Source organism: Mesorhizobium sp. M1399 (assembly GCF_040317735.1).
Lineage (GTDB): Bacteria > Pseudomonadota > Alphaproteobacteria > Rhizobiales > Rhizobiaceae > Mesorhizobium.
The window spans coordinates 31,202-46,861 of the sequence record NZ_JAMYKZ010000011.1 but is presented as its reverse complement, the minus strand read 5'-3'; the positions used below and the strand labels follow the sequence as shown (position 1 = coordinate 46,861).

16 protein-coding genes and 3 pseudogenes are annotated in these 15,660 nt (G+C 59.9%); 12 read left to right on the top strand and 7 right to left on the bottom strand.

Annotated elements, in window-relative coordinates; all coding sequences use genetic code 11:
* Window positions 1-43 precede the first annotated feature (43 nt).
* Window positions 44-1,441: a cytochrome B6 gene (locus tag NKH05_RS20035; protein WP_352958826.1), complete on the bottom strand. Its 1,398-nt coding sequence runs from the start codon at window positions 1,439-1,441 to the stop codon at window positions 44-46.
* Between the two features lie 228 nt (window positions 1,442-1,669).
* Between NKH05_RS20035 and NKH05_RS33150 the strand changes: the two are divergent.
* Both NKH05_RS33150 and NKH05_RS20025 read left to right on the top strand, forming a co-directional pair.
* Window positions 1,670-2,084, top strand: a pseudogene (locus NKH05_RS33150) (DHA2 family efflux MFS transporter permease subunit); the annotation flags it as partial.
* Window positions 2,080-2,489: pseudogene (locus tag NKH05_RS20025) on the top strand (molybdopterin cofactor-binding domain-containing protein); the annotation flags it as partial. The pseudogenes NKH05_RS33150 and NKH05_RS20025, both read left to right, overlap by 5 nt.
* Window positions 2,490-2,513: 24 nt before the next feature.
* Here the strand turns inward: NKH05_RS20025 and NKH05_RS20020 are convergent.
* Complete coding sequence (locus NKH05_RS20020; protein WP_353025937.1) at window positions 2,514-3,044, bottom strand: alpha/beta fold hydrolase; 531 nt, start codon at window positions 3,042-3,044, stop codon at window positions 2,514-2,516.
* A gap of 635 nt (window positions 3,045-3,679) precedes the next feature.
* Here NKH05_RS20020 and NKH05_RS20015 point away from each other — a divergent pair.
* Window positions 3,680-5,173: a serine hydrolase gene (locus NKH05_RS20015; RefSeq protein WP_353025936.1), complete on the top strand. Its 1,494-nt coding sequence runs from the start codon at window positions 3,680-3,682 to the stop codon at window positions 5,171-5,173.
* 261 nt (window positions 5,174-5,434) lie between these two features.
* Here the strand turns inward: NKH05_RS20015 and NKH05_RS20010 are convergent, their stop codons facing one another.
* Window positions 5,435-5,644 carry a hypothetical protein gene (locus NKH05_RS20010; protein ID WP_353025934.1) on the bottom strand — a complete coding sequence of 70 codons (210 nt, stop codon included), beginning with the start codon at window positions 5,642-5,644 and terminating at the stop codon, window positions 5,435-5,437.
* 484 nt (window positions 5,645-6,128) lie between these two features.
* Here NKH05_RS20010 and NKH05_RS20005 point away from each other — a divergent pair, with 484 nt between their 5' ends.
* The 4 genes and pseudogenes from NKH05_RS20005 to NKH05_RS33140 all read left to right on the top strand — a co-directional run bounded on the left by NKH05_RS20005 (window position 6,129) and on the right by NKH05_RS33140 (window position 7,958).
* On the top strand, window positions 6,129-6,272 hold the full coding sequence (locus tag NKH05_RS20005; RefSeq protein ID WP_352958797.1) for a DUF982 domain-containing protein: 144 nt from the start codon (window positions 6,129-6,131) through the stop codon (window positions 6,270-6,272).
* A 42-nt stretch (window positions 6,273-6,314) separates the two neighbouring features.
* Window positions 6,315-6,514 (top strand): annotated as a pseudogene (locus NKH05_RS33145) (biotin/lipoyl-containing protein); the annotation flags it as partial.
* A gap of 168 nt (window positions 6,515-6,682) precedes the next feature.
* On the top strand, window positions 6,683-7,138 hold the full coding sequence (locus tag NKH05_RS20000) for a Ros/MucR family transcriptional regulator (protein WP_352549438.1): 456 nt from the start codon (window positions 6,683-6,685) through the stop codon (window positions 7,136-7,138).
* 229 nt (window positions 7,139-7,367) lie between these two features.
* Complete coding sequence (locus tag NKH05_RS33140; protein WP_502913246.1) at window positions 7,368-7,958, top strand: hypothetical protein; 591 nt, start codon at window positions 7,368-7,370, stop codon at window positions 7,956-7,958.
* Window positions 7,959-8,013: 55 nt separating this feature from the next.
* On the opposite strand, the gene NKH05_RS19990 is transcribed toward NKH05_RS33140, so the two are convergent.
* Complete coding sequence (locus tag NKH05_RS19990) at window positions 8,014-8,277, bottom strand: hypothetical protein (RefSeq protein WP_023722282.1); 264 nt, start codon at window positions 8,275-8,277, stop codon at window positions 8,014-8,016.
* A gap of 307 nt (window positions 8,278-8,584) precedes the next feature.
* On the opposite strand from NKH05_RS19990, the gene NKH05_RS19985 reads away from it, so the two are divergent.
* Complete coding sequence (locus tag NKH05_RS19985) at window positions 8,585-9,247, top strand: nucleotidyltransferase domain-containing protein (RefSeq protein ID WP_352484673.1); 663 nt, start codon at window positions 8,585-8,587, stop codon at window positions 9,245-9,247.
* Window positions 9,244-9,660 carry a hypothetical protein gene (locus tag NKH05_RS19980; protein ID WP_023722279.1) on the top strand — a complete coding sequence of 139 codons (417 nt, stop codon included), beginning with the start codon at window positions 9,244-9,246 and terminating at the stop codon, window positions 9,658-9,660. The genes NKH05_RS19985 and NKH05_RS19980 overlap by 4 nt, the downstream gene beginning before the upstream one ends.
* A 41-nt stretch (window positions 9,661-9,701) precedes the next feature.
* Here NKH05_RS19980 and NKH05_RS19975 read toward each other — a convergent pair whose 3' ends face one another.
* Window positions 9,702-10,076 carry an FCD domain-containing protein gene (locus NKH05_RS19975; protein ID WP_353025994.1) on the bottom strand — a complete coding sequence of 125 codons (375 nt, stop codon included), beginning with the start codon at window positions 10,074-10,076 and terminating at the stop codon, window positions 9,702-9,704.
* 818 nt (window positions 10,077-10,894) lie between these two features.
* Window positions 10,895-11,206 carry a hypothetical protein gene (locus NKH05_RS19970; protein WP_023722276.1) on the bottom strand — a complete coding sequence of 104 codons (312 nt, stop codon included), beginning with the start codon at window positions 11,204-11,206 and terminating at the stop codon, window positions 10,895-10,897.
* 448 nt (window positions 11,207-11,654) lie between these two features.
* Between NKH05_RS19970 and panB the strand changes: the two genes are divergently transcribed.
* Both panB and panC read left to right on the top strand, forming a co-directional pair.
* Window positions 11,655-12,491, top strand: coding sequence for a 3-methyl-2-oxobutanoate hydroxymethyltransferase (panB, locus tag NKH05_RS19965; RefSeq protein ID WP_023722275.1), 837 nt, complete (start codon window positions 11,655-11,657; stop codon window positions 12,489-12,491).
* Window positions 12,488-13,447, top strand: coding sequence for a pantoate--beta-alanine ligase (gene panC / locus NKH05_RS19960; RefSeq protein ID WP_352549442.1), 960 nt, complete (start codon window positions 12,488-12,490; stop codon window positions 13,445-13,447). The genes panB and panC overlap by 4 nt, the downstream gene beginning before the upstream one ends.
* A gap of 140 nt (window positions 13,448-13,587) precedes the next feature.
* Here the strand turns inward: panC and NKH05_RS19955 are convergent, their stop codons facing one another.
* Entirely contained in the window at window positions 13,588-14,268 is a 681-nt protein-coding gene (locus NKH05_RS19955) for a GntR family transcriptional regulator (protein ID WP_352484666.1), read from the bottom strand.
* 232 nt (window positions 14,269-14,500) lie between these two features.
* On the opposite strand from NKH05_RS19955, the gene NKH05_RS19950 reads away from it, so the two are divergent.
* Window positions 14,501-15,628 carry a sugar ABC transporter substrate-binding protein gene (locus tag NKH05_RS19950; RefSeq protein WP_023722272.1) on the top strand — a complete coding sequence of 376 codons (1,128 nt, stop codon included), beginning with the start codon at window positions 14,501-14,503 and terminating at the stop codon, window positions 15,626-15,628.
* Window positions 15,629-15,660: the final 32 nt, after the last annotated feature.

Below are 15,660 nucleotides of genomic sequence, written 5' to 3'. Positions count from 1 at the left end.
TCCGCGCCGAAGGCGGGCCCCCGGCAGCGGCTCTTTCGCTCGTTCAGAGAGTGAGCAGGTAAGCCACGAGTGAATCCTTTTCCGGCTGGTCAAGCTTCGTTCCGAGCACCAAGTTGAAGAACTCAACGGTATCGCCAAGCGTCATTAGGCGGCCGTCATGCAGATAGGGCGGAGAATCCTTGATCCCGCGCAGTGTGAAGGTCTTTATCGGCCCATCCGGTATGGCGACCTGGTCGTTGAAGGTCTCGCCGATCTTGTAGAACCGCTCGAGCTTCAGGTCGTGCATGTTGTTGTCCATGAATGACAACCCTGGAACATGACACTCGGCGCAGCGGCCCTTGCCCATGAACACCTGCTCGCCCTTGAGCTCCTGCGCACTTGCGGTGGCCGGGTCAAGCCGCCCGAACGGGTCGAGCTTCGGCGCCGGCGGAAAATCGATGATATTCTGCATCTGCGCCATCATCGCCACCTGGTTCGTGCGGTCGGGCAGATTCACCCCTTTGCGGGTGGCGCTCACGTGATCGCCGTTGAAGTAGGCGGTGCGCTGCTCGAATTCCGTGAAGTCCTCGACTGAGCGCAGCGAGCGCTTGGAGCCATGAATCTGCTGATTGAACAGGCCGCGTAGGCTGGTTGTGTCGAGCCGAAAGCGCTCGGCTTGTGGCCGGACGTCCGGCGTCAGGTGAAAGGCTGCGTTGGTATGGAAATTCGCATGGCAGTCGAGGCATGCCACACCCATGCTTTGCATCGCGACCTTTCTGTCCTCGGTCTGATTGAATTCCTCCTGCGGGAAGGGCGTCAGCAGCAGACGCAGCCCTTCCATTTGTACGGGTGTGATGATGCCGTTCATATATTCGTAGAAGTTGCGGATCGTCAGCAGATCACCGCGCGATACATCCCCCAGTTCGGGATGCGTGGTGAGGAATATCGGAGGTGGAAATTCCGGCGTAAGATAGTCGGGCAGGTCGAAATCGACGTCGAAGCGCCGCAGATCGCGCCCTTCATCGGCGCCGATCTCTCTGATCTGGTTTTCCGGAAAGACCTGGCCTCCGGTCGCCTGCTTGACGTGCGGCAGCGGCAGGAAGCCGTTCGGCAACAAACCACGGTCGCGGATTTCTTGGGGAGTCTTGGCGGCCAGGCTGTCCCAGGTCTCGCCTGCCGGGAGTTTGACCCTGACGCCCTCCTGCACCACTTTCCGGCCGCCCGACATCATGACGCCCCGCATCGGCCGGTCCGCCAGGTTGTAACGGCTTTCGAGCAACTTGCGCTGCCGCTCGATCACGGCGGGTTTTTGCGCTTCGTCATTCTCCTTCACCGCAGAAAAGGGCAGGCTTGGCAATGGACGATAGGTCAGATCTGGCGGCAGCGGATCGGAAGCAGCGCTAAGCGTGACCGCGGCGGCGCCAAGCAGCGCCGGCAAGCCAAGGTTGAAGACACGTGACATATCCCCTCCCAAGATTATGAAAGTCTCAATACGAACAGACCGCCCCAACTCCCACGTGCGATGTTTGTTCCCGTGACTCCAACCAAACCGGACCGCGTCGTTGATGAGCTCGGGCGAGCCGCCGTGATAGTAAGACGACTGGGATTGCAGAGCGGTAATCCTCCTTGACCAAGGCCAACGCAACGGCTGGTTCGTGTCGAGCTTCATCACGACGTTTGCAGTCATTTCTGGGATATTGGCCGCGGCGATCCGACCGTCGACATACGCCTGCTGTTCACTCGCCAATTTGGTGCATGTTTCTTGGTTATGATGGCAGTCGGCGCCGTCATGTTCAGCACAACGCAGATCATGCCACAGCTGCAACAAACGGCATTGGCCTACACAGCGACGCTGTCGGGCCTCTCGATAATGCCGGGCGGCATCGCCATGCTGCGGGTATGTGGTGGCTACGTTCGCCCTATGGCATATGACGTCGCTCACCCCGACGCCAGCTACTACTTTTTGCCTTTTGGGCGCGTCTTCCTGATGATCGGACTGCGTTCCTGATCATCCCTATTTCGACCGCGGCTTACGTCGGTCTCCCTGCGCAAAGACCAATCAGGCGTCAGCGCTGATCAACGTCGCCCGCAACATCGGCGGCTCGCGCCTCGATTTCGCTGGTGGCGGCGGAGGAACTCGGTATCCCCTATGAGCAGGTCAAGGCGGTGGTCGCCGATACCTCCAGCCTCGGCTACAACGATATGACGGACGGCAGCCGCGGCGCCTTCTCGTCTTCGATGGCGGCGATCTCCGCCGCCCGCAGCGCCATCAAGATCCTGCGGGACCGCGCCACGCAGACATCCCGGTCGACGACCTGGCCTGGGAAAAGGGCCACGCGATCGCCAGGGGCGCGACGCACGGCAACCTTTCGCCGCTGTCGCTGGAGGACGCCGCGTCGGGGAAGACCGGCGGACCGATCGCCGGCCACAGTGAGCTCGTCGCCCACGGCGCCGGCGTCTCCTTCGCCACCCATATCTGCCATATCGAGGTGGATTCCGAGACCGGCTCGTGGCCTGCGGCTCGGTCGTCCTCGTCATGTTGTCGGTCTATGCGTAACCCGGCCCTGTAGTCCTCGATCACGCCGTGGACCGTCGCCGGATCGTGGATCGAGGCGAGAAATCAGCGTAAGCCTCCGCGCCCATCTCCGCGGGATCACCGCCGTACCATGCGTCTGGATTGGCAAGGATAGCCTGCTCCGGCTTTTCAGGCTGAGCGAAGAAGAACCAATGCCACCAAGCCGATGCGAACCGAGCGTCACATCGCGCCAGCGCATGCCGATCGGAATGGCTTGCCGGCTGACGGATGCCGGATGATCCATTGCTGTCCGAAATGCGGTGTACGCCCCACGGTCCTGACCCGCAAGTCCGAAGCGATCGAAGCCCAGATAGTACATAAGGGCTAAGCAATCGCGGGCATTGGACCTTTTAGACGAGCCCGAATGGTCAGGCATGTCAAAGGGCTTGGCCGAAACCGCGAAGATCAGGCAAATTACGGTGTATTCCTCAGCCAAAATCGGCGCCACGCGATGCCAAGTGGCATGGGTGCGAGGATGACCGTGCAGCATCAGAAGCGGTGGGCCCCTTCCACCAACCCGCACTCTGAGCGTCGCATCCAGAAGTTTGACTCCAGCGAGAAACCTTCAAACATGCAACTCCCTCCATTCGCAACATTTGCCAAACGTGTAAACGGAGAGGCAGTTCAATGTCGGCTTCCGCGGGATGTGAACTTGCCACGTATTTCCGAGAAGAGGTCGTGAGCCGAATGGCGGCTTTAACTGGTCCCGCGGCAATAACCGGACGGACAGCAAACGGGCCCCCTGCCGCAGGCAAGATCGGTGAAGACGAAGCGTCCCGGCCCCTCGGCCATCGGACCCCATGCAGCAGGCCATAGGGCCTCGCGATGGGCCATATAATTGGCTTCGATGACTTTCTGGTTTGCCGCCAGCCCGTTGGCGAACAACTCCTGATTGGATGCCATTTGCCGCCCGGCCTTGGAACGTGACGTTCTCCCGCGCAGTCCCATCCAATTGCCGCCCGCGTAGGTAACGCGGATACTTCACCAGGTCCCGCAATCACATGCGTGCAGCCGCGGTCGCTGTCTGATCTTTGGACTTAAACATGTCAGTAGAAATAACTGTAACCATCTTTCATCTTGCCGCGTATGATCCGATCATCTGCCGTGCAAGTTTGAGGACATGCAATGAAGAAGGCCGCTGCTCTCGTGGTGCTTTCCCTCGTTACCATGCTCCCCGCCATGGCAGCCGCGCAGTCCTACGTGCCGGAGCTTGGGCCATCGCCGCCGCAGGATGCTGTGCAGCTGTATCCCGGCGGTGTCGAGAAGGCTGTGGCCGCCCTGTCGGACATCGTCAAGAAAGTCAAGGAAGCATCCGACGTTCCCGGCTTCGCCGTGGCGGTGGTGCAGGGCGGCAAAATGATCTTTGACGAAGGCTATGGCCTTCGCGACAACCGGGACGACACTTCTAGGGTCAGCAGCACCACCATCTTCCAGGTCGCCTCGGTGTCGAAGTCGATCTCGGCCACGGTAGCCGCCATCGCCATGACGAAGGACCACAGCTTCGATTGGGATACCCCGGTCGGCAAGGTCTGGGACGGCTTCCGCCTCAATCTCGACTATGTCTCGGGCAACGCCACCATCGGCGATTTCTTCGCCCATCGCTCGGGCCTGCCAATGGCGGCGGGCGATGAGCTCGAGGATCTCGGCTTCCAGCGCAAGCAGATCGTCGGCGGCCTGTGGATGGTGCCGCTCGATCCCTTCCGCATCTCCTATCACTACGCCAATTTCGGCACGACGATCGGCGCCGAGGCAGTGGCCCACGCCGAGAAACAGCCTTGGGAGCCGCTGGCCAAGAGCCTGTTGTTCGATCCGCTCGGTATGCGCTCGAGCAGCTATCGGCACTCGGACTTCATGGCCGCCGGCAAGAACCGCGCCCTGCTGCATGCGCGCGTGGCGGAGAATGTGTTCGAGCCGCTCTATGACCGCGATCCCGACCAGCAGGCGCCGGCGGGTGGCGTCTCCTCCAGCGTCCAGGATCTTGCCAAGTGGATGATCCTGCTGCTTGGCGACGGCACCTATAACGGCCAGCCCATGATCGACCCGAAGATCCTGCAGCCCGCCATCACACCGCAGAGCGTGACCTACCGCGGCGAGACGCCCGATACGCGGGCCAGCTCCTATGGCTATGGCTTCAATGTGGGGGTGAACGCCAATGGGCGCACCACCATGGGCCATTCCGGCGGCTTCCTGCTCGGCGCCGGCACCACCTTCCAGATCTTGCCCTCGGCCGACGTCGGCATCGTCGTGCTCACCAACGGCTCCCCCGTCGGCGCCGCCGAGGCGGTCGCCGCCAGCTTCATGGACATCGTGCAATATGGCCAGATCACCCGCGACTGGTATCCCTACATGAAGCCGCGGTTCATGGGCTACTACAAGCCGGTGGGCGACCTCGCCGGCAAGGTCAAGCCGACGAACCCCGCCAAGGCGCGCAGTCCATCCTTCTACGAGGGCCAATATACGAGCAACTATTTCGACACCGCCACCGTGCGGGCCGATGGCGACAAGCTGATGCTCGAACTCGGCCCCAAGCCCATGCAGTTCACGCTCGAGCACTGGGACGGCGACACCTACGCCCTCACGCCCCGCGGAGAGAACGCGCCGACCGGCTCTCATCGGTGAAGTTCGTCGGTTCCCCCGGCGGCATTCGCGCGCGGGTGATGACGGTGGACTATCTGAATGAGAACGAGTTGGGGCATTTTCAGAGGTAGGGGGTGAAGGCGTCGGGTGCTTCATACACCCCATGCCGTCGGTCGACCTCACGCTTCAAAGCCTCGTGGGCGCTCGCCAGACAGAGCCGCAGTGTCTTAAAAAGCGCCTCGTCTCGTTGGGATCAAAACCACCCTGGGTGGTGGCCACCGACCGGCGGTGGCCCTCCTTGTTTCACGGCGTGCTCGGCCGCTGCCTGAAGGAATGCGTTCGTAGCGTTGATGATCTGATGATCGCCTCGGCTCCTTCGATGTTCATAGCGAACTTCAGCTCTTCCGTGTCGGTATTCAAAGTCAGAATGCCGATCGAGGGACGATTTTCCTTCGAGAACTCCGCGGCAGCACCCACCCCGGTCAGGACGAACAGCGGCTTCGGAGTCTTCATTGCGGTGCCCTCGCGGCCAAAGTTCGCGCAATCACGAGAGATGCGTCGAGTGCGGCGTTCTCGTCCCTCGCCCGCTTATCAGCCGGGAGGTGCTCTATCGCTTCGCGAGCTCCAACGCTCCAACCCGCTGCGATGACCTTTCCCATCAGATCCTAAAATGCCCAGACGCTCCCCTACGGCCATTGCGGCGGCGGCCTTTCCTCAAGAGAAGCTGCTTTCGCCTCTCGCCTTGCACGCTCGACGAGAGCGTCAATGTTGCGGGCCAACGCCGGAGCTAGCCCTTCCTCGCCCGGCGTAGTTGGAGTGCCGCGAGCCATATCGTTCCAGGTGAAGCTGGGGTGCATAGGTCGCTCCTAATCTTACACCTAACAGTGCATTTTGAATTTTGCTCCATGACCGCAAGACGACGGCTGGATCGCTTGTATCGACAGGTACTTTTTCGCGGTGAAGGTAGAGTCGAACGCTTAAACGCCGGCCTGACCTGATGCGTTATGATTGGCCCACTGGAGAAACTGGGCGCCGCATCCAGGCACCCATGGCCTGCATGCTCGGCTGGGATAGGGCCCCGGAGATTGCCCGCGTGGCATTTCTCAGCGCCGCCAAGGAAGCGAAAATCTTGAACGCCTGACATCTCCCGAATGCACGTTGCCATCCTGGGCTGTGTTCGCGTGTCCGCGCGCCGAGGCCTGGCGTCTGTCGGCGCTCTCGGTCGCTGCCGTCCAGGCGGTGAAGGCCGGCGATCTGCTGCTTTCGATCGAAGCGGTGAGATGGAACGGCGCTGCATGCCGAGCGCGACAGCACCATCGCCGAAGTCCAGATCAAGGCCGGCGACCAGATAATGCCAACGATCTGCTGATCGCATTCGGGTGAATGAGGGTGCTACACCTGAAGGGAAATCGGCCGCAAACACGCATGTCGCAGAAGATGACCAGCAAAGTCGGCCTTGGAGTAATCTAGCGTCAAATAATCGTTGTTTGCAATTGCGCAGGCCGAATTTTCCAAATAGGAACGCCGGAGATCAACAAGGGAACAATTTTGATGGATGAAGCAATTGGGCAGAGAAGGGCTGATCTGCTAGGGATGACAGCAGATATCGTCGCAGCCTATGTCCAGAGCAACGCAACGCCCGTGGCGGATCTGCCGAATTTGATCGCCAGTGTTAATTCTGCGTTGTCTGGCCTGGATGAGCCGGTCGCTGCACCATCGCCAATACTTACGCCCGCGGCAAATCCTAAGAAGTCGATCTTTCCCGAATACATTATAAGCCTTGAGAACGGGCGCAAGTTCAAGTCGATGAAGCGCCACCTGGGCTTGCTTGGCATGACACCTGATGAGTACAGAGCCAAGTGGGGTTTGGCGCGGGACTATCCTATGGTAGCGCCAAGCTATGCGGCTCAGCGGTCTGCGCTGGCCAAAGCTGCCGGTCTCGGCCGCAGGGCGGTTGCCAAAACGCCGCCAAAGAAAGCACCAGCAAAGCGCAAGGCCAAAGCCTGACAGTGCACGAATTCGGGCCATGCCATCAGGTCTAGATGGTCCAGGTGGCGTGGCTGGGAATGAGCTGCCTGGCTTCGCAGTTCAGTAAGCGCCGCTCACGCCACAACACAAGCTTCAGCACTGCTTGCGTCTTCACGTCCTCGTATCCTGGCGGGGGCAGGAGAGGTCGATCAATGTGCGATCGACAAGTCGAGCTGATACATCGTCGCCCTCGACAGATAATCAAATCATGTCGATAAAATCGCACTACATCGATACATCAAGCTCTGCTCGATGCCACAAAGCAACAAAGCCGCTGAATCCAGCAGCGCTCCGTGCTTCAAGGGCATGGCCATACGGGTGCTGGGTAAGCCTAAATTTCTTCCCCGAGCAATATCCTGGCCTCCTTGGCAGCAGCGATGAACGCCTGGCGTGCTATCCTTGGTGGTTTTTCTCCACGGATTACGGCAAGGCATGCTTCGATTGCGGCGCGCCGCGACTTGCCCTCCGGCCTCGGCCAATCCTTCAGCAGAACTTCGGCCGCGTCGGATACCGACGCAACAACTCTGTCGCGATCGATCCGGCCGGGTTGAATGATGACGGGCTTTCTGAAACGTTTCGTACGCACGACAGCCTCCAAGAACAAGATATGTTAGCTTCTGCTGATCCTTTGAGCCACATCAAACGTCCGCAAGTAACAGAAGGCATCCGCTTAGCCCAGAAGCTGCCGCCGCGATGGACGCTGGCCAGTGCTTCAGCACGTCGGGCCGGCCCCGAGTTTCGAAGAGCGCATCGCCAAGAGCGGCGTTACCCAATAAATGATTCACAAAATACCCAGTGAAGGGCAGTGAAGGGGAGTTCTCCGAACGCCGCGAAATGGAATCTCGGGGCTGAATTTACTCCATATCCGGCACGTCACCGCAGGTGAATAGCACGGTCGGCGGGCCATAGTCGCCAATAGCCGGGTCGGCGTCGCGGCTCCATGCGATTACGCCAACGTGCTTCCCTGCGAGCGCCTGACCGGTGCGGATTGCGCGTTCCTCGCTTTGCTGATCGGCGGGACCAAAGGCGGGAAACAGTTCGCCGTCCTCGCCACGATCGAACGCCACTACGACGATTAGCTTGGGCTTCTTTTGACCGGGCAGAATATGATCAGACATGGCAGGAACCTGTCACATGACCGAGGATTGAGTCGTGTTCGAGACTCGGGAGGTGCGCGTGCAAGACCACCGTTTTGAGGAGCCCGTGCAGGTCGCGGAACACTATCTACACTTGGAGCGGGTTGCCCAAGCCGCCGATATCCTCTGAACAGATGGCCGACGGCGACCAGCATCAGGTCCAGATGCAAACGTGGCGCAGCAACCGCCCAGGATTCAGGCAACAGGACGTTCGTTTAGAAAACAAAACATCCGATTTGATATCCGACGATTTGATGTGCTATGAGTCCACAGCAGAAGGAACTTGCGCATGGCACGCTCGACCGCTCAAAGCGCTTTGCGCTATCCACTCACCATTATGCTCGGCACCGAAGCAAGCGTAAGATTGCTCCGGGAATTGTCGCGCCACGGCGGCTTGCTTTCTTCTCCATTGCTTGCGACTCGTAGCGGGCTTGCAAGGGCAAGCGTGTGGTCTGCTCTCGCAACCTTGGAAGGGATTGGCATCGTATCTTCGGAGGGAACGGGCAGGGCTCGTCTTTACCGGTTGAATGATCGCCATCCGCTGGCGACATCACTGGAAGCTCTCTTCGAGCAGGAGGCGCTTCGGTATTCCAATATTCGCGCCGTAATCACTGAGGCGGTCTCCGCAGTTCGGCCGAAAGTACTCGCGGCCTGGATTTACGGCAGCGTAGCGAGGGGCGAGGACCGTCCAGACAGCGATCTCGACATCGCAGTGGTTACGCCATCCGAAAAGCTAGATAGCGCGCTCCAAGAAATCCGTGAGGCACTGGTGACCCAAGGTCAAAAGCTTGGCTTCAATCCCTCGGTCGTGGGACTCACTCCGGAGGATGTGGCAAGGCTGTCGAGCACGCGAGACCCGTGGTGGGGCGGGGTCGAAGCCAATGCCCTGCTCGTCTTGGGTTCACGCCCGGACGAACTCGCAACAAAAACTCGCCGGCAGGCGTTGGCATGACCAGAAGAGGTGCGACGAAAGCAGTCGAGACAGGCTTTGGCGAGGGGCGATTGCGCATCGCCCGCTCATATTTGAAGGCTGCCCGTTTAGAGGTGGCAATGTCCGGAACGGGTGACATCGGAAATCCGGCTATGTCGCAGATCGTGAATGCGGCAATAGCATACGCCGATGCGCTCACTGCCCGATTTGCAGGAAAGATCAACCGCGCGGATCATGCGGCCGTGGTGAAAACCATGCGCGACGCGCTTGGAAATCGCCTTCCTGCAGCGCAGGCCAGCAGGTTGCGGAGCATCCTCGATGAGAAGGACGAAACTCAATACGGAATAAGGGCAAAATCATTACCCGAAGCGGAGAGCTTGCTCGACAAGTTGGAAAAGTTCGCGGAGTGGGCGGAAAAAGAACTGGAAGTCTGATCAGCAATGGAGGCGGCATGTCGCTTACGGCGACCTGAATGTTACTTCAGCAGTTTGATCAGCACTGTGAAAGCCGCGTCGATGTCAGCGCGAACCGCGGCGCGGACCGCTTCCGCGTTACGGTCTCGCAGCGCTGCAAACATCTGCTGATGGTGCTGGTTGGCGGTCGAATAGTTTCCGGAATCGTGCAGCATGTTGAAATAGGGACTGATCTGCAGCCACAGGTTCTCGATGATGTTGAGCATGTTTTCCGAGCCCGCGGCTCGATAGATGGAGAAATGAAAGGCGTAGTTAGCCCTGAGGTAGGATCCGGAGTGGAACAGCGGGTTTTGACGAAGGTTTGGGCACCAGCAAAAAACGTAGGTGAGGCATGGCTGCTCATCAGGAAAGCAAGGACCGCACTGAGCGTACGGCACGGGACGCAAAAACGGCCAGACTACGGGAACAGCGGCTGAAGACTGGGACTGCTATGCAAGAGCGGAATGATGAGGGCGCAAAACGACCGTCAACACAGCGACGCCGCAATCGGTGACGCCTATCTTGTTGGCAGTTAGGGCCTCGTTAGCTCCCGGGCCTGCTCCGGGGACAAGGCCGAATGGGTCAAGCCCGACCTTGTCGGTCGGGTGAAATTTTGCCGCTCAATTTCCTCGATGAGACCTGACTGCCTTCAGCAGTTCCCGCTCGTCAGTGTGAGCATTTCGAAAAGTCGCCACTACCGTTTCCGCCAGGATTTTGCCCTGTTGGCTTAAAGGGTCGAGGTCTTCGTCTGCGCAAATCCGATCGAAAACGCGCTGGCAAATAGCCAAATCATGAGGACTAAGGCAGGTGCGATTGGTACGCTGGCGCTGCGGCATGTGCGAACCCTCAGGCCCGCTGCCCGTGCAGAGCAGCGGGCCTTTACAGCCAGACTGGAGAACGGAGGAGAGTTCTCGCGCAAAAAAACGTTTGATGTTGAGTGCTTGTTCCCGGCTAACGAAGTTGGTAATTTTCGTACAGTGCGCCACCTGGGGCCGATTGCCTTTCCGCAAGCAGTTAGCCGTTCAACTGTTTCAATGATAGCCTTGGCAAGCGCCTCACCCTCATGCATGGGCTCTTGGCCATAAGAGCAGGAAGACAGCCTCCTCGATCGGCAGCACGCCGGCCGGGCAGGTCTCCTCGATGCCACGCGCACCAGAGCAAGGGCGGCCAGGCCTTGCGGACTTGTCTTCGGCATCGATGGTTTGATCTGCGTTCGCTAATCCGCCTCATCTCTGAGCGACATCTTTTTGCGGCGGACAGGCGTCCAGTCGATGATTGTATCAGCATCGACGGTGATTAGCCCGCCAGCTTTCACGGTCACCTTTCGATTTTCCTCGTCGACCCGCGTGACCTCGCCAGTGAGCTGGAGCTCGTCACCTGGTTTGGACTTTTTAGGAGCAGGGATCGAATGCGGAAAACCATAGGAGGGGATGCTGACGCTAGCTCTTCCGTCGTCCAGGAGCTTCAGCACCGTCACGGTGATCGCCACCTCATCGCCGATATTGATGTCCGCAATTTCCCAAGCCATGCCCCTGATTCTGGAGCGGCTTTGACGGTAGTCAAGGGATTGCTAATATGCGGAAGATGCCAACACCGCCAGCGTGCACCTTGTTTCGGAACTGATTCGAACCAGCGATTTTGATTCAAATCGTAGTGTCTGGAGTGCGGGCGCATGCTTCCGTCACAACGCATTTCTGGTAGGCTTGCAACCAAGGTCGCTTCTGGCGTGAACCGCCGTGCGGCAGTTAAACTGTTCGAGTTGAAAACGGCCGGAGCCCGATTGCTCAGCCGATCAGCAACACGGTTGTCGCGCAGGATCACCGAAGCAGAGAAACGCTGGCCCTCTGTCTTTGCTTTGCGGAGAGCCTGCTTCGCGACGCACAAACTTTTCTGATGCAGTGCGGTTTTGGCCTTCGCACCTGCACAGAACTATGCAAAACCGTCACCGCTGGAACTTGACCCAAGGGAATGTGCTGATGAGTGTGGCGGTCGAAACAAAGGCGCTGACGCCGCCGGACATTGCGGCCCGAAAGCACAAGATGCCGATTGTCTGCTTAACAGCGTATACAACGCCCGTTGCGCGCCTCGCCGATAGGCATTGCGACGTGGTCCTGGTCGGCGACAGCGTCGGCATGGTGCTTCATGGCCTGACGTCAACCCTCGGAGTTACGCTGGAGATGATGATCATGCACGGCAAGGCCGTGCGCCGCGGTCTTGAACGGGCGCTGATGGTCGTCGACATGCCGTTCGGCTCCTATGAGGAGGGCTGCGAACAGGCCTTTCGCAACGCCGCCCGGCTGATGGCGGAGACCGGATGCGCTGCGGTCAAGCTGGAGGGCGGCGAGAGCATGGCTGACACGATCCGCTTTCTCATTGCCCGCGGCATCCCCGTCATGAGCCATGTCGGGCTGACACCGCAAGCGATCAATGTGCTTGGCGGCTACAAGGTCCAGGGCAGGGGCAGAGACGGCGACAGGATTTTGCGGGACGCTGTTGCTGTTGCCGAATCCGGCTCATTCTCCGTTGTGCTGGAAAAGGTGGCCGAGCCGCTCGCACGAAGAATAACCGAGGAGGTTACGATTCCAACCATCGGGATCGGCGCCTCCGCCGCCTGCGACGGCCAGGTTCTGGTCGTCGACGATATTCTGGGCATGTTCACCGGTTTTCGTCCGAAATTCGTCAAGCGCTATGCCGAACTGGGCTCAGAGGCCGAAGCTGCCATTGCGGCTTATGCGGCTGATGTGCGGGGAGGGCGCTTTCCGGCGGCCGAACATCTCTTCGCCGACGCGCCGCAGGCCGGAGAAACCGCGTGAGCGTGCCGATCGTCCGCACCATTGCCGGGCTTCGTACCGTTGTGGCGGGATGGCGCCGTTCTGGTGCCAATATCGCCGTGGTGCCTACGATGGGGGCCTTGCATGAAGGGCATTTGAGTCTCGTGCGTTCTGCGCTTCAAAAGGCCGATCGCGTGATCGTGACGCTGTTCGTCAATCCCAAGCAGTTCAACAGTGCGGCGGATCTTGCCGCCTATCCCCGCACGGAAGACGAAGACGCTGCAAAGCTCACGCGGCTGGGCGCCCACCTGCTTTATGTTCCGGATGCGACTGAGATGTATCCTGACGGCTTCGCCACGACCGTGTCCGTGTCCGGCGTCAGTGAAAGCCTTTGCGGTGCGTTCCGGCCCGGCCATTTCGATGGGGTGGCGACCGTCGTTGCAAAACTCTTCCTGCAGACCGGCGCTGATTTCGCCTTTTTCGGAGAGAAGGACTTCCAGCAGCTTCAACTTATCAGGCGCATGGTCCGGGACCTGGATATTCCGATCACCGTCGTCCCCTGTCCGACAGTCCGGGAAGCCGATGGTCTCGCTTTGTCATCGCGCAATGTCCGGCTCTCGCCGGCAGAGCGCGCCGTCGCCCCAAGGCTAGCATCGGTCCTACTCGATACGGCGGCGGGGCTCTCGAACGGCTCTCCCGTCCTGCCAACGCTTGCCGACGCGCGCGCAGCGATCCTGTCCGCGGGCTATCGCGAGGTCGAGTACCTGGAACTCCGTGGCGAGGCAGATCTGCAACCGATAGCAAGCCTGGATCGGCCGGCACGCCTGTTTGCAGCGGCCTGGCTCGGCGAAACGCGGCTCATTGATAACGTCAGAACACTGCCGTCTCCCGTTCTTGTTGACAAGCCGCTCGGGCATGCCTTCACCCGTGCCGACGGTCACACCGCAACGCCAGCATTCAAGGATGAGCTTGTAGGCTCTGGCAAGCGCTACCCCTGACCAACTCGGCCCTGTGAGCGCTGGATCGTCCCCTCTGGATGAATCACCGCAGCAAGGCGCCGGAAATGCCCGCTGATGCTCGGCGGTTCGGTTCGTGGTGAGCATCACCGTCCTGCCATGTCGGGCTTGGCGACCTGCGACTATTTCAGCAGTTTGATCAGGACAGTGAAAGCCGCGTCGATGTCAGCGCGAACCGCAGCCCGGACCGCCTCCGCGTTGCGGTTTCGCAGCGCTGCAAACATCTCCTGATGGTGCTGGTTGGCGGTCGAATAGTTTCCGGAATCGTGCAGCATGTTGAAATAGGGGCTGATCTGCAGCCACAGGTTCTCGATGATGCTGAGCATGTTTTCCGAGCCCGCGGCCCGGTAGATGGAAAAGTGAAAGGCGTAATTGGCCCTGAGATAGGATTTGACGTCGCCAGCGGCATTGGCCTGCTCGAGTGCCTCCAGATGCTGGCCCAGCAGCATCACGCCGTGATCGTCAATGCGTTCTGCGGCCCATGCGGCGGCGATCGCCTCGATTTCGAACCTGACGTTCCTGAGATCGATAAGCCGCGCACGACTTAATGCCGGGATACCGATCGAACGGCCCGAAACCACCATCAAGGCGTTGGCCGCGCTCAGACGCCTCAGAGCCTCGCGAACCGGCATCGGGCTGACGCCGAAAGCGTCTGCGAGGCTCTGCACCGTCACCATTTCACCTGGAACGATGCTGCCGTCGAGGATCAACTCGGTAACGTGCCGGTAAACCCTGTCCTGCAGGGTTTCCCTGGACAGCGGCGTGATCTCGACGCCCGGCTTCCTGAATGCCGCCCCAGCCATTTCTGTCAACCTTCCCCCATTCGGGCGACGCTCTTGTCATACCCGGCGCCTGTGTCCGGAATGCAAGGTTCGGATTGCCGCGTCAAGCGCCCGCGTTTCCGACTTTTCCCTCTTAGCAATTTCATCATTGATCTTTGATCAAATCATGATACGGTCAGCCGCATCGAATGACAAGGAGTACGTTTCGTACCCTTGGGAGGCATTCGGTCGTCTGAACTGGGAGGAGTTTCGAATGGGTATCGGATCGAAAGCCCGGCGGCTTGCGCTGCTTGCCGGCATGGCTGTTTGCGTTTGTGGTACGTCCGCCGCCGAAGCGGCCGGAAAGCACAAGATATTTCTCAGCATGAGCTTCATCGGCAATGATTGGCAGGCCGAGGCCGCCAACATGCTCAAGGCGATGGCGTCGCACAAGAGCATGGCCGACAAGGTCGACCTCCAGGTTCAGGTGGCGGGGCCGAACGCACAGCGCCAGATCCAGCAGATCAACGCGATGGTGCAGGCAGGCGCCGAAGCCATCGTGATTTTCCCTATCTCGCCGACAGCGCTCAACCAGGTGGTGAAGAACGCCTGCGACAAGGGGGTAAAGGTGTTTGCCTATGATGCCGAAATCACCGAGCCCTGCGCCTACAATGTCCATATCGACCAGGAGGAGGCTGGCCGCGTGACGGCGGAGTGGCTGGTCAAGAAACTTAATGGTAAGGGCAACATCATCGCGGTGACCGGCGTCCCCGGCACCTCGGTCGATGACCTGCGCACCAAGGCCGCGAAGGAGGTGTTTGCCAAGCATCCCGACATCAAGATCGTCGGCGAAGCTGTCGGCATGTGGAGCCAGGCGGTGGCCCGTACCGAACTGTCCAAGATATTGGCGACGCGCAGCTGGGATGACATAAATGGGCTGTGGATGCAGGTAGGCTGCTTCACTGCCAATTCCATGCAGCTCGAGGCCGGCAAGAAGGTCAGCGAACTCCTGCCTTGCGCCGGCGAGGGCTCCAATGGCGGGCGCATCCAGATGCTGCCGGAGGGCACGGAGGTCGAGGGCGCAACCTCTCCCTATGCGCCGCTCGGCGCGCCGCGCATTTCCTACGCCTCGCCGCCTTATTCCGGGGCGCTCGCTCTCAAGCTTGCCGTCGAGGCGCTTGAAGGCAAGCACGTTGCCAAGAAGACGATCCTGCCGCTGCCGGTCGTCACCAACGAGACGATAAAGCTTTGCGACGAGGGCACCTGGGCGGAGATGAAGGCTGGTTGCAATGCGTTCAAACCGTCGCTGGTCTCGAACCCAGGCTGGTTCGCCTCGATCTTCTCCGATCAGACACCTGAGATCGGTCTCGCGGCCGCCCTTGTAGGCCAGCCCGAGGAGTAGGCCTTCCGAAGTGGGGCGTGGGGTGCTTTCGA